This is a genomic window from Minwuia sp. IMCC3009, from assembly GCF_029909415.1.
Taxonomy (GTDB): Bacteria; Pseudomonadota; Alphaproteobacteria; order Minwuiales; family Minwuiaceae; genus Minwuia.
The window spans coordinates 3,727,354-3,740,783 of the sequence record NZ_CP123781.1 but is presented as its reverse complement, the minus strand read 5'-3'; the positions used below and the strand labels follow the sequence as shown (position 1 = coordinate 3,740,783).

10 protein-coding genes are annotated in these 13,430 nt (G+C 64.9%); 4 read left to right on the top strand and 6 right to left on the bottom strand.

Annotation, left to right across the window (positions count from 1 at the left end; all coding sequences use genetic code 11):
- Positions 1 to 5 precede the first annotated feature (5 nt).
- The gene (locus tag QGV55_RS17490) at positions 6 to 1,886 is read right to left on the bottom strand and encodes a sensor histidine kinase (protein WP_281020000.1); all 1,881 of its coding nucleotides are present in this window, start codon (positions 1,884 to 1,886) and stop codon (positions 6 to 8) included.
- 123 nt (positions 1,887 to 2,009) lie between these two features.
- The gene (locus QGV55_RS17485) at positions 2,010 to 2,573 is read right to left on the bottom strand and encodes a hypothetical protein (RefSeq protein ID WP_281019355.1); all 564 of its coding nucleotides are present in this window, start codon (positions 2,571 to 2,573) and stop codon (positions 2,010 to 2,012) included.
- Positions 2,574 to 2,850: 277 nt separating this feature from the next.
- Between QGV55_RS17485 and QGV55_RS17480 the strand changes: the two genes are divergently transcribed.
- Positions 2,851 to 4,278 carry an aldehyde dehydrogenase family protein gene (locus QGV55_RS17480; protein WP_281019356.1) on the top strand — a complete coding sequence of 476 codons (1,428 nt, stop codon included), beginning with the start codon at positions 2,851 to 2,853 and terminating at the stop codon, positions 4,276 to 4,278.
- Positions 4,279 to 4,746: 468 nt separating this feature from the next.
- Here QGV55_RS17480 and denD read toward each other — a convergent pair whose 3' ends face one another.
- Both denD and araD read right to left on the bottom strand, forming a co-directional pair.
- On the bottom strand, positions 4,747 to 5,745 hold the full coding sequence (denD, locus tag QGV55_RS17475; protein WP_281019357.1) for a D-erythronate dehydrogenase: 999 nt from the start codon (positions 5,743 to 5,745) through the stop codon (positions 4,747 to 4,749).
- Position 5,746: 1 nt separating this feature from the next.
- Positions 5,747 to 7,477, bottom strand: coding sequence for an L-arabinonate dehydratase (gene araD / locus QGV55_RS17470; protein WP_281019358.1), 1,731 nt, complete (start codon positions 7,475 to 7,477; stop codon positions 5,747 to 5,749).
- Between the two features lie 224 nt (positions 7,478 to 7,701).
- Here araD and QGV55_RS17465 point away from each other — a divergent pair, with 224 nt between their 5' ends.
- Positions 7,702 to 8,502 carry a crotonase/enoyl-CoA hydratase family protein gene (locus QGV55_RS17465; RefSeq protein WP_281019359.1) on the top strand — a complete coding sequence of 267 codons (801 nt, stop codon included), beginning with the start codon at positions 7,702 to 7,704 and terminating at the stop codon, positions 8,500 to 8,502.
- 13 nt (positions 8,503 to 8,515) lie between these two features.
- Positions 8,516 to 10,030, top strand: coding sequence for a putative 2OG-Fe(II) oxygenase (locus QGV55_RS17460; RefSeq protein ID WP_281019360.1), 1,515 nt, complete (start codon positions 8,516 to 8,518; stop codon positions 10,028 to 10,030).
- 328 nt (positions 10,031 to 10,358) lie between these two features.
- Here QGV55_RS17460 and QGV55_RS17455 read toward each other — a convergent pair whose 3' ends face one another.
- Both QGV55_RS17455 and QGV55_RS17450 read right to left on the bottom strand, forming a co-directional pair.
- On the bottom strand, positions 10,359 to 11,480 hold the full coding sequence (locus tag QGV55_RS17455; protein ID WP_281019361.1) for a porin: 1,122 nt from the start codon (positions 11,478 to 11,480) through the stop codon (positions 10,359 to 10,361).
- Positions 11,481 to 11,782: 302 nt separating this feature from the next.
- Positions 11,783 to 12,106 (bottom strand): tetratricopeptide repeat protein, encoded by a 324-nt coding sequence (locus QGV55_RS17450; RefSeq protein WP_281019362.1) that lies wholly within the window; start codon positions 12,104 to 12,106, stop codon positions 11,783 to 11,785.
- Between the two features lie 216 nt (positions 12,107 to 12,322).
- On the opposite strand from QGV55_RS17450, the gene QGV55_RS17445 reads away from it, so the two are divergent.
- Positions 12,323 to 13,300, top strand: coding sequence for a multiheme c-type cytochrome (locus QGV55_RS17445; RefSeq protein ID WP_281019363.1), 978 nt, complete (start codon positions 12,323 to 12,325; stop codon positions 13,298 to 13,300).
- The last annotated feature ends 130 nt before the right edge of the window (positions 13,301 to 13,430 follow it).

The window sequence follows — 13,430 nt, the reverse complement described above, 5'->3', positions numbered from 1 at the left end:
GCCGCTCAGGCCTTGATGTCGGGTAGCCGGATGGTCACGGTCGTGCCCTCGCCGAGAGTCGATTCCAGGCTGACCTGACCCTTGAGCAGATCCACCAGTTCCTGCGTCAGGGCCAGTCCGAGACCGGTGCCGTCATGATTGCGGGTCAGCGCATCCGCGACCTGGCCGAAGGGGGTCATGACCTTGGCAAGGTCGGTCTCAGAGATCCCGATGCCGTCATCGATGACCCGGATGACGACCGGCCAGTCAGGGTCGCGTGACAGCCGGACCTGTATGGTCCCGCCGGGGTCGGTGAACTTCACCGCGTTGGACAGCAGGTTGACGACGATCTGCTGGATCTTGCTGACGTCGCTGTTGATCACCGGCAGGTCGGATTCCGCCTCCGTGCCGAGGGTGATGTTGCGCGCGTTGGCGTCCTGGCGCACCAGCGAGACGGCGAAGCCGACAGCCTCCCGCACATCGACGGGGGCCAGTTCGAGGTGCAGATGACCACCCTCCGCCCGTGTCAGATCCAGGATGTTCTCGACCATGTTCAGCATGTGCCGCCCGGCGCGCAGGATATCGTTCGAGAACTCCTGGGTCATGGCGTGATCATCGGGGTTCATCTTCGGGTCACGCAGAATCTCGGCGAACCCCAGGATGGCATTCAGGGGGGTCCGGAATTCGTGGCTCATGTTGGCCAGGAACCGTCCCTTGGCCTGATTGGCTGCCTCCGCCCGCGCGGCCTCGGTCCGCAACCGGCGACTGGCGTTCGAAAGGTCGGTCAGCATCTGGTTGATTGCCTCCGCCATCGCCACGATTTCCATCGGCGTCCGGGGGGGCAGGTTGCTCACCCTGGCGCTGCTGTCGCCGGCACTGACCGCCCTCGCCACATCCGCCACCTGCTCGATCGGCCGCGCAAGATAGCGGGCGATGACCCAGGCAATGACGATCGCGACCAGCAGGCCGAGCCCGCCGATCAGGATCGAGACCAGTTGCACGCTTCGGGCATGGGCCGAAAGTTCCGCCAGCGGCTGCGGCACCATCACACCCCAGCCGGTATGCGGTGCACTGGTGAACCCGGCGATCATCTCCGCGTCCATGGCGGGGGAGTAGAAGGTGGTAACGCCGGTTTCCCCCTTCATCATCCGGGCAACTGCCGACACGCGCGAGATGTCCTTGGTCTGCTGCTCCCAGGACTTGTTCGGATGGGCAATGACGTGACCGAACTGGTCGACGATCGCGGAATGGCCGCGCTGGCCGAATGCGACCCGCTGCTGCACGTCCACGACATAGTCCGTCCCCAGGGTGCCGATGGCGAGGTGCCCTTCGGGGAGCTGCTGCACGATATGCAGGGTCGGCTTGCCGTTCCGGTCGAGTTGCACGCCTGAGAACGTGGCCTCACCCCCCGGCGCCGCCTCGGCCAATCGGCGCAGAACGCTCATGTCGCCGACCTGTCGGTCGATGGGTTCCCCCGGCGCGGTGCCATCCAGGCTGGCGGTGACGCGACCGGCACTGTCGACAATGCAGGTATGGCGAAACCCCATCCTGGCGAGCAGGGACGCGACGGCGGATACATCTGTACTGGCAGTCTTCATTTCCGATACGGCCAGACCGAAGACGGCCTCGACATCCTCGGAGTAGCGGTCGAGGGCGTGAGAGAGATTCCGGGCGATCAGCAAATGCCGCTCACTTACCTCTGCCAGTTCCTTCTGGTAGGCCGACTGCTGCTGCCAGGCGGCAAGCAGCCCGACCGGAATCGTGGCGATCAGGGTAAAGGCGACGAACAGCAAGGTGCGCAGACGGGCCGGGCGCCGGCCGCGGCGCAGTCTCTCTGACACGCGCGCAGCGATGGATCGGGTTTCACCCCGGCCCGCCGTGGTCACTCTGTCGTCATGTGCTGTCATCTCACCATACTTGGCATGCCAGACGTCATCGTAGCACAGTTCCGGCAAAGGCCATCATGTGCGCGCCGGATTCGACAGCGCCCTGTGATGCCGGACGGTTGCGCCGGCTGGCTACCGGATCAACTACAGCGACAGGGGCGGAAGCCTGATCCGTGCACAGGAATTGGGCGTGCGTCCGCAATAGAACAGCTCCAGTTCCGGGGATCCCTTCAGGGCGAACCGCAGCGCGTCCAGTGCGTCCGACTTCGATCTGTAGGGGGGTGGCGGTATGCCCTCGTCTGGCCAGATCCCGTAGACACCTTCGACATAGAGCGATGAATGCTCGCAATGCATCGAGGGCGATCCGCCGGCCAGCGAATCCCTGCGCTGGCATTTCTGCGTGCTGCCCGCCCTGAACTCCTTGGGCAGCCGGTACCATTCGAACGTCCTCTCACCACGGTAGAGCGCGGGCAGGGCACGCATGACGGCTTGAACCGCCGAATTGGCGACATCCTGCCTGATGTTGACCCGCAATGTCAGGTCCATGCGCCCCGCTTCATCAGGGCGGACAACCTCGGAAATGAAGACTGCCGGGACGTCGTGGAAGTCTGCCGCCAGAGCGGCATCGGAAACCGGGTCGTCGCAGGCGGCCAGCAGCAGAAGGCATGCCAGTGGAACGGTCGCCAGCCACGAACGCAATACAGTCATCGAGCGGTTCTCCACGTCACAGCCAGGTCGAGTAGACAGGATGTGTTTTGCAACCTCAACTGGCGTCTGCGATGTCACCACGCGCGAGCGGGCTTCTTGCTTGCCCCGCTCGATCTGCAGGCGCCCGGTCCGGCGCGGGACGTTGTGTCTCTTGTTAACCGTGCCCGATCTCGTGTTTATTGCAGGCAAGCGCCCCATATGGCGTTCAGACAGATTCTTTCGGGGCCTTCAGGGGAGGAAGCCCTGCCCCCGAATCCTGCATGAGGAGAAGCAGACAATGTCCAACAGCATGAAGTTCTATATTGACGGTGCCTGGGTCGATCCGGTCGATCCGAAGCCCTTCGACGTCATCAATCCGGCAACCGAGGAAGCCTTCGCGCAGATCTCGCTCGGCAACGCGGAAGACGTGGACCGCGCCGTGCAGGCCGCCAAGCGCGCCTTCCCGAGCTGGTCGCAGACCACCAAGCAGGAACGGCTGGAGCTGTTCGACGCCATCATGGCCGCCTACAAGAACCATTACGCCGAGATGGCCGACGCGATCTCGAAGGAAATGGGCGCGCCCGCCACCTTCGCGCAGAAGGTCCAGGCCGCCACCGGCATCGGCCACTTCAAGACCATGTCGAAGCTGCTGGCCAAGTTCGAATTCGACGAGGACCGTGGCACCACGCGTCTCAGCAAGGAACCGATCGGTGTCTGTGGCATGATCACGCCGTGGAACTGGCCGGTGAACCAGATCGCCGCCAAGGTCGCCCCGGCGCTGGCCGCAGGCTGCACCATGGTGCTGAAGCCGTCCGAGATCGCGCCGATGAGCGGCATCGTCTTCGCCGAGATCCTGCATGAGGCCGGCGTGCCGAAGGGCGTGTTCAACATGGTGAATGGTGACGGCCCGGGTGTCGGCTCCGCCATCAGTTCCCATCCGGACGTGGACATGGTGTCCTTCACCGGCTCCACCCGCGCCGGTGTCGCGGTGGCGCAGAACGCCGCCCCGACGGTGAAGCGCGTGTCGCAGGAACTGGGTGGCAAGTCCGCCAACATCATCCTGGACGACGCCGATTTCCAGAAGGCCGTGTTCGGCGGTGTGCTGCAGTGCTTCGGCAATACCGGCCAGTCCTGCAACGCGCCGACCCGCATGCTGGTGCCGATGGACCGGATGGAGGAAGCCGGCGAGATCGCCAAGGCCGCCGCCGCCAAGGTGCGCGTCGGTGATCCGGCGGACGAGAACACCACCATGGGTCCGCTGGTCTCCAAGGCGCAGTGGGACAAGGTGCAGGGCCTGATCCAGAAGGGCATCGACGAGGGCGCGACCCCGGTCGTCGGCGGTACCGGCCTGCCGGAAGGCGTCAACAAGGGCTATTTCGCCCGCCCGACGGTCTTCACCAATGTCACCAACGACATGACCATCGCGCGTGAGGAAATCTTCGGCCCGGTGCTCTCGATCCTTGGCTACAAGGACGACGCGGACGCGGTCAGCATCGCCAATGACACGCCCTATGGCCTGTCCGGCTATGTCTCCGGCGCACCGGAACACGCCCAGGCCATCGCCAAGCAGCTGCGCACCGGCAACGTGCATGTGAACGGCGCCATGGCCGACGTCTTCGCCCCCTTCGGCGGCTACAAGCAGTCCGGCAACGGGCGCGAGTGGGGCGAGTACGGCCTGGAGGAATACCTCGAGGTCAAGGCCATCATGGGCCACAACGCGGCATAGTAAGAGCAGGCGGGCTGGGGTTGGCCGGGTCGGCCAGCCCGCCGTCTCCAGTGAACGCCGCCGGTGCCGCAAGCCGGGGCACTGGGCTGGGGTTGGCCGGGTCGGCCAGCCCGCCGTCTCCGGTGAACGCCGCCGGTGCCGCAAGCCGTGGCACTGGGCTGGGGTTGGCCGGGTCGGCCAGCCCGCCGCGTCCGGAACGTTGAAGAATCAGGGTCTGTCGGAAGCGGCAGGCCCTTTTTCGTGAGTCGCCGGGTCTGCAAGCCTCACCACCCCACAGACGCCGTGCCCGGGCTTGACCCGGGTACCCAGCAGTGCCGCGCAGACGTCGGAGACTGGGCTCGCGGATCAGGTCCGCGAGCGGCGTGGGGGAGGGGTGAAGCATTGATGCCCGCCGCCACTACCCCACAGACGTCCGACCGGTGTCACCTTCGGCAACTCGCCCGTGCGGAGCGGCATTGCCGTGGTGTCTCAGAAGTTGCCCCTGATCTGATTGTCCAGGTCGTCCTCGATGAAGTGGCGGACGATCTCGTCGATGGAGGCGTCGGTATGGATGCCGAGGGCCTCCGCGCGTGCGCCCTTCGTGCCGGAGGGCCAGCCATTGACGATGGCCTGGGTCTTCGGATCGGGGTTGAAGCGGATCTCGCCGAGCTTCCGGTTGCCGCGATTGCGGACCACCGCTTCCTGCATCTCGGCGGCAGTAGCCGTGAACCCCGACAGCAGCAGGGTGCGCCAGTCGCCCAGTTCGGATGCCGCGACTTCGTGCGCGGTGATGAAGGCATCAACGACACGGCGCGGGCTCATCAGGGCCATGCCGCTTTCCGGGGAAACCGGCACCTCCATGTCGATGCCGCAGAGAGGCTCCCGGATCATCGAACTGGCCCAGGTGGAGGCGGCACGGTTGGGCTTGCCGGTGCGGACGCAGATGGTCGGCAGCCTGAGCGAGCGCGCATCCAGGAAGCCCTTCCGCGAGGCATCGTTCAGCAGTTGCTCACCGCAGGCCTTGGCCACGCCATAGCTGGTCTGTGGCGTGATCGGGGTCTCGTCGGTCACGGTACGGGGCAGGTTCGTGCCGCCATAGACCGCAACCGAACTGGCGAACACCACCTTCGGCGGTGACGGCATGGCCCGCGCCGCCGCGATGACATTGCGGGTGCCGTCGAGGTTGATCCGCATGCCGAGGTCATAGTCCTCCTCCGCATGCGCCGAGACGATGGCGGCGAGGTGGAAGATGCTCTCCGCATCCGCACCGATGACCGCCGCGACCTCGGCCGCGTCGGCAATGTCACCGGCCACCGTATTCACCATCTCCGCGTCTTCAAAACCTGTGGCCTCGACGACATCGAACAGGGTGATGGCGGTGACGGGTTTCTCCTCCCCCGCCGCGTTGGTCAGGCTGCCGCGCTGCAGGATCTGACGCGCCAGCCGCTTGCCGATGAAACCGGCACCGCCGGTGATGACCACCCGCATGTCAGTGGCTTTCGCGCGGGATCGGTGCGCCGGAGCCGCCCACCAGGAAGTCCAGGTCACAGCCCTCATGCGCCTGCATGACATGATCGTGGTACAGGCGCACATAGCCCCGTTCCATCGGTGTCGGCGGCGGTGTCCAGGCGGCCTTGCGCCTGGCCAGCTCGGCGTCGCTGACATCCAGATGCAGGCGGCGGTTCGGCACATCCAGCTCGATCATGTCCCCGGTCTGCACCAGCGCCAGCGGTCCGCCGGCGGCGGATTCGGGGCTGACATGCAGCACCACCGCGCCATAGGCCGTGCCGGACATGCGGGCATCGGAGATGCGCACCATGTCGGTGATGCCCTTGCGCAGGATCTTGGCCGGCAGCGGGAAGTTGCCCACCTCGGGCATGCCGGGATAGCCCTTCGGGCCGGCGCCCTTCAGCACCATGACGCAGGTCTCGTCGATGTCGAGGTCGTCATCCTCCACCTTGGTGCGCAGCTCCTCGATGCTCTCGAACACCACGGCGCGCCCGCGATGGGTCAGCAGGGCCGGGGTTGCGGCGGATGGCTTGATCACGGCACCGTCGGGGGCGAGGTTGCCGCGCAGCACGGCAAGGCCCACATCCTTGTTCAGCGGATTGTCGAAGGGGCGGATGACGTCATCGTTCCAGTTCCGCGCTTCCGCCGCATTGGCGGTCAGGGAGGCACCGTTGACGGTGACCACATCGTCGTTGAGCAGCCCGTTCTCCGCCAGCGCCCGCACCACCACAGGCAGGCCCCCGGCATAGTAGTAGTCCTCCATGAGGTACTTGCCGTTGGGCATCAGGTTGACCAGCAGCGGCACGCCGCGCGCCAGACGGTCGAAATCGTCGATGGTCAGTTCGACCCCCAGCCGCCCGGCCAGGGCGATCAGATGGATGATGGCGTTGGTGGAGCCGCCGATGGCGGCATTGACGCGCACGGCATTCTCGAATGCCTTGCGGGTCACGACCTTCGAGAACCGCAGATCCTCATGCACCATCTCGACGATCCGCCGCCCGACCAGATGCGCGATGCGATAGCGGTTGGCATCGACGGCCGGCACGGCGGAGGCGCCGGGCAGGGTCAGGCCCAGTGATTCGGTCATGGAGGCCATGGTGGAGGCTGTGCCCATGGTCATGCAGTGACCGTTGGAGCGGGACATGCAGTTCTCCGCCTCCATGAAGTCGGCCAGGGTCATCTTGCCGGCCCGCAGATCCTCCGAGAAGCGCCAGACATCGGTGCCGGAGCCGATGTCCTGGCCCTGGAACTTGCCGTTCAGCATCGGTCCGCCGGTGATCACCACGGTGGGCAGGTCACAGCTGGCGGCACCCATCATCATGGCGGGCTGGGTCTTGTCGCAGCCGGAAAGCAGCACGACACCGTCCAGCGGATTGGCGCGGATCGATTCCTCCACATCCATCGCCATCAGGTTGCGGAACAGCATGGTGGTGGGGCGCATCAGGGTCTCGCCCAGTGACATGACGGGGAACTCCAGCGGGAAGCCGCCCGCCTCCCACACGCCGCGCTTCACACGCTCCGCCACATCGCGCAGATGCGCGTTGCAGGGGGTCAGTTCCGACCAGGAATTGCAGATGCCGATGACGGGACGGCCATCGAAGGCGTCATGCGGCGTGCCCTGGTTCTTCATCCAGGCGCGATGGTTGAAACCGTCCTTGGCCCCGGCCCCGAACCAGTTCGCACTGCGGTATTTCCTGCTGTCTTCGCTCACCTGAAACCCTCCCCATGATCCTTGTCGCGGAGGTCGTTGTGCGCCTCCTGCCGATTTGCGGATGCAACAGTAGATCGTTGCATCAGATGATGGAAGCGGCACCGGCCCACTCCGGGTCGTGTCAGCGCCGGCGGCGATCCCCAGCGTCAGCGTGCGCGCTTTTCAACTCATGAGCCGACCGATAGTGTCTGGCAAGCGCGAGCCAGTTGGGGAGGAAAAACGGGATGAGCGAAGAACTGCTGTACGAACAGGACGGTCACGTGGTGACACTGACCATGAACCGGCCGGAGCAGATGAATGCCCTGTCCTATCAGGAAACCTTCGAGGCCTTCGTCGCGGCGGCGGATCGCATCCAGAACGACCTGAGTGTCCGCTGCGTGATCCTGACCGGCAAGGGGCGGGCCTTCTCGGCGGGCGGCAACGTCAAGCAGATGCGCGAACGCTCCGGTATCTTCGGCTCCGGCGGCATGAAGACCCGCGACAGCTATCGCAACGGCATCCAGAAGATCCCGCTGGCCATGTACGAACTGGAGGTGCCGACCATCGCCGCCGTCAATGGTCCGGCGGTGGGCGCGGGCTGTGACCTGGCCTGCATGTGCGACATCCGGCTGGTGGCGGAAAAGGCATTCTTCGCCGAATCCTTCCTGAAGCTGGGCATCATTCCCGGCGACGGCGGTGCCTTCCTGCTGCCGCGCGCCGTCGGCATGAGCCGGGCGGCGGAGATGACCTTCACCGGTGACCGGGTCTATGGCCCGCAGGCGGCGGAATGGGGCCTGGCCAGCAAGTGCGTGCCGGAAGATGAACTGCTGGCCGAGGCGCAGGCGCTGGCCGCCCGCATCGCCAGCAACCCGCCTGAGGTGCTGCGCATGTCGAAGCGGCTGCTGCGCGAAGGGCAGAAGACGGACCTGAAGGGTGTGCTGGAACTTTCCGCCGCCTATCAGGCGCTGGCGCATCAGACCGCCGACCACGCGGAGGCCGTGGAAGCCTTCTTCGAGAAGCGCACACCAACCTTCAAGGGCGAATAGGGAGACACAGGCCATGGCTTCCGGTGCCGCCACCCCCGTTTCGGCTTCCGACCTGCTGGCACTTGTGCAGCAGGGCAAGGCCGGCGAGGCGGCGCGCCGGGCGTCAAGGGCACTGAAGAAGACACCGCGTGACCCGTCGCTGCTGTTCGTGGCGGGACTGGCGGAGCATGCCAGTGGTCAGACCCGGCGCGGGATCACGCATCTGAAGCGCGCCGCGAAGCTGGAGCCGGGCGCACTGGCCATTGCGCTGAACCTCGGCACCATGCTGCGGTCGGTTGGCGACTTCGCGGCGGCCATTGCGGAGCTCGAACGCGCGAAAGCGATGCAGCCGGGCAATATGGAGGTGCTGGGCCAGCTCGGGATGGCGCTGGTGCAGGCTGACCAGCCCGCGCCGGCAATCGATAATCTGCAGGCGGCAATGGCGGGCAGCCCCGAGAATGCGGAACTTGCGTTCTGGCTGGGGACGGCCTGTTCGAAGGTCGGGGACCACGTGGCCGCCGAGCGGGCCTACCAGTCGGCGATCAGGCTCAATCCGGCGCATGTCTCCGCGCACCGCCAGTTAGGCAACATGCTGACGAAGATTGGCCGGTTCGCCGACGCGGCGGTGGTCAATCGGGCCGCCCTCCGACTGTCACCCGGCGACGGCGCGGTGATCTACGACCTGGCGCATGCGCTCGCCAGTTCCGATGCGCCGGAGGAGGCACTGGCCTGTCTGGAACCGGTCATTGCCACGGGCAAGGCACCACCTGACTTTTCCGAGCTTGCCGCCTTTGCGGCCTTTCGCGCAGGCGATCCGGAAGACTGCATCCGGCGCTGTGATGCCATCCTGGAACGGTTTCCCGGCAGGACCACCGCCATCGCCTACAAGGGCATGGCCCTGAACGAGATCGGCCAGAGGGACGCTGCGGCGGAACTGATGGCCATGGAGCGACTGGTCAGCAGTGCGATCGCCGAGCCACCGGACGGGTATGATTCGCTGGAGGGCTTCAACGCCGCGCTGGTGGCGGAGATCGAAGGCCATCCGTCGCTGCAGTATTCACCGCTCAATCGCTCCCTGACCCGGGGGCGGAGCACCGACGAACTCTTCGAGAATCCGGAAGGCGCGATCGCGGCCTTCCGCAAGGTGATCGAGAGTGCCGTGGCACGCTGGTCACAGGATCATCCGATCGATCCGGCGCATCCCTGGCTGGCGCAGCGTCCGCACCGGACGCGGATCGGCTGCTGGGCAAACATCATGGACCGCGGCGGTTTCCACGATGTCCACTTCCACCCACCGGGCTGGCTCAGCGGTGTCTACTATCCGCAGGTACCGCCGGGTGTCGGGGATGGTGTCTCGGGGCATGAGGGCTGGATCGAGTTCGGTCGGGCCTATTACATGCTGCGGAGCAGGGACGAACCGCCGGTGCGTCGGCTGAAGCCGCAGCCGGGTCTGATCGTGCTGTTTCCGTCATATCTCGGACACAGGACAATTCCGTTCGCGGAACAGGATTACCGCATCAGTGTCGCCTTCGACATCATGCCGGTCTGAGCGGGCCGGTCTGCCGCGACCGACCGTCGGAACGGCCGTTTCCTGCCCGTGCCGGTCTTGCCGGCCCGCAATCCCGGGAATGCCGCAAACGAAAAAGGGCGGCTCGTGAGAGCCGCCCTTTGACGAACCGAATGTGACTTCGGTCAGTAACGCTTTCTCTTCTTCGAATCGCCGACGATCGTGAAGGAGCCGTCTGCACCGGAGAAAACACCCGGACCGGGTGCGATCTCACCATGCTGAGGCGGTTCCTCCTGAAGCGGCGTGTGCGAGCAACCGGCCAGAAGGCCGACTGCTGCACTCGCGAAAGCGATGCGAAGAAGATGACGCATCAGAACTTGACGCGCATACCAACCATGCTGGCGACGGCGTCGCCGACGGCGCCTTCGTTACCACCGTGGAAGGTCAGCTGGGCATAGGCCTCGGCACCAGCCGCGACACCCTGCACCAGACCGAAGCCAACGCTGTACACGTTGCCCTGGCCGTCAAAGCCACCGTTGTTGGACATGTACTGCACGCCCAGCGAGGTCGGGCCCATGTCCACATACGAACCCTTATGGGCGAGGCCCAGGGCGTAGTAGAAACGGTCGTTGTTGTCGTCATCCAGCTCGGTACCGAAGGAGCCGTTCAGCGCGACAACACCGAAGTTGATGCCCATGGAACCGGCGACCAGCGGATCGTTACCGGCACCCGGGTTGGCTTCGTAGCCAAGGGCAGCGAGAACGCCCAGACCGGCAACCTGACCGGCATAACGGATGGCAGCGGTCACTTCACCGTTGTCACGGGTCGAGATGGATGCCTTGGCACCACCGAAGCTCGGGGTGTCATAGCGGATCGCATCCTGACGGCCACCGTCACCGAACGACAGGAAGTTCACGCCGGCGTTGGCGATACCGGTGGTGTCTTCCGGGTTGATCGCGGCCAGGGACGCGTAGTTGAAGGAGCTGTGCAGCAGGCCTTCAGTCGCCTCACCCTGCTGACCGGTGGTCAGCGTGCCGAAGCCGCCCTGGATGTAGACATACGCATGGCGGGCAACGAAAGCGTTACCACCGGCGTTGCCGTTCAGGACCGCACCAGCGGACGTGTTGGATTCCATTTCCATCTCGAGACGGGTACCGACCTTGGTGGAATCGGAAACGTTGGCCGAGGCATCCCAGCGAACGCGGGTCGAAGAGGCGTCGTTGTCAACATAGTTGAACGCGGACTTGTCATTGCCGTCGCTGACGAACATCACGGCGCGGTTGACCTGGCCGGACACCTTCAGGCTGACGCCCTTGACACCCTTGGCAACGCCGTCCTGGTTGGCACTCAGCTGTTCCACCTTCTTCGACAGAGCGTCGATCATGGCGGCCTGAGCCTGGAGCTGGTCGCCACTATGCGACGCAGCAAACGCGGAGCCGGCGGTCAGCAGCGCAGTAGCTGCAACACCAGCGAGCAGGTGCTTATGGTTCACTTAATTGCCCTCCTAAAGGAAATACGCACTTCCTCCGTCGCATTCGTCGGGGCCCTTCCCCACCGATTTGCGACTTGATTGTCTGTTACGCCAGCAGGACGGCCGGTGCAAGCGTCTCGGCAAATAGTCGTCGGGTTCCCATGAGAGTGCGACTGACCGCCTGAATTTCATTTAAACTATTGATGTTAATGATAAATAAATCGGTAACGCGGCCGTGATGTCCGGGTTTCTGCCTCTTGGGTGCCCCAATTCCGGGCATCATGTTGCGCAAAGGACACACAAACAGGGGCGGCCGGATGGGGTCAGGGACGGCGGTCCGACAGGTCCCGCAGTGCAGCATTGATTTCCCGGTCATCCGGCGTGAGGCGGGCGGCGCGGACCAGGGCCGAGATTGCGGCGGGCCGGTCGCCCGCACGGCGATGGGCCTGTGCCAGTTGTTTCCAGAGCGCGGCATTGCCCGGATCACGTTCGGTCGCGCTCGCCAGCTCGGCGATGCTTGCCGAGGCCGGCAATGCCCCGCGGTCAGCCTGACCGGCGGTGGTTGCGCTGTATCCATAGGCCGCCGCGCCAAGGGTCGCCGCCACGGCCACCACGATCAGCCAGCCTCCACCGGATCTCCGGTTCAATGTGTTGCGCATCCTGCTCCGCCAATCTGTTGAATAGTGCGACAGCGGTCATATCGGCGACAGATCGTGACGAATCAATACTTTCATCAGGCGTGGGGACTGTTACACTGCCGCAGCGTCATGAAACGTTCCGTCCAGATAAATTCAACAACAGGGCGGGCAGGCGCAGCAGTGAACTGTGGTGGTAAACAGATTCAAGGGGTGGCAGACGTGCTCATGTCTGGACTACGCAAATTCGGCCTGGCGCTGTTCGCGGCGGCAGGCTTCATGGTGGCAGGTGCTGCGGTCAACGCGCAGCCGACCAATGTCGGACCCGATGCCTGCAAGGATTGTCATTCGCCGGAATACAAGGTGTGGGAAAACACGCCGCACGCCGAGTCGTACAAGGATATCCACAAGCGGGATCTTGCCGACAAGGTCACGGATGCGCTGGGCGAGCGGAGCATGAAGCGCTCCGACACCTGCGGCCAGTGTCACTATACGCAGGCGCCGAAGAAGCCCGGCGGACGTGTCGGCAACAACTTCGGCCCGTCGTGCGAGAGCTGTCACGGCCCGGGTTCCGAGTTCATCGAGATTCACAATGTCTATGGGCCGAAGGGCACCAAGAAGGCTGACGAATCCGATGCCCACAAGAACGAGCGGTATCAGAAGTCCCGTGACGCGGGCATGCGCTGGCCGCGCTGGCGCCAGGACATCCCCGCGATGCCTGCCGACATCAACTTCGACGTGGCCGCGAACTGCTTCAACTGCCACGGCATGGCGCGGGACAGCCTGGATGGCGACACTGCCGGCAAGATGCTCGACGCGGGTCATCCGCTGAAGGCGTCCTTCGAGCTGGTGCAGTACAGCCAGGGTCAGGTGCGTCACCGCTTCTACAACAGCGCGACCGACAATGAGGAAATGAGCGAGGCCGAGAAGTCCCGCTGGTTCGTCACCGGTCAGGCTGCCTCGCTTGTTCAGGCCAGCAACGCCATGGGCAAGACCGATCATGCCAAGTATGTCGGTGTGCAGCAGGAGCGTGCGGAGAAGGCCAAGGCGGCGCTGAAGGCAACCGGTCTGCCGGAGGCCGAGGCGCTGATCGCGGACCCGAGCGAGGCCAATGCCCGCGCTCTGGTGGCGAAGATCTACAGCGAGCAGATGGATCTGACCGGCCAGGTCGGTTCGATGCTGCCGGCGCCCTCTACCTACAAGTAGGCGTCCGCTCACGATCGGAACGGACGGGCGGGGTGGTGTAGCCATATGGCACCACCTCGCCCACGTTTCACCCGGTACCGGCATGCGGGGGCTTGCCATCCAGGCCGGTATTGTTGACGCTGGGAAAAGG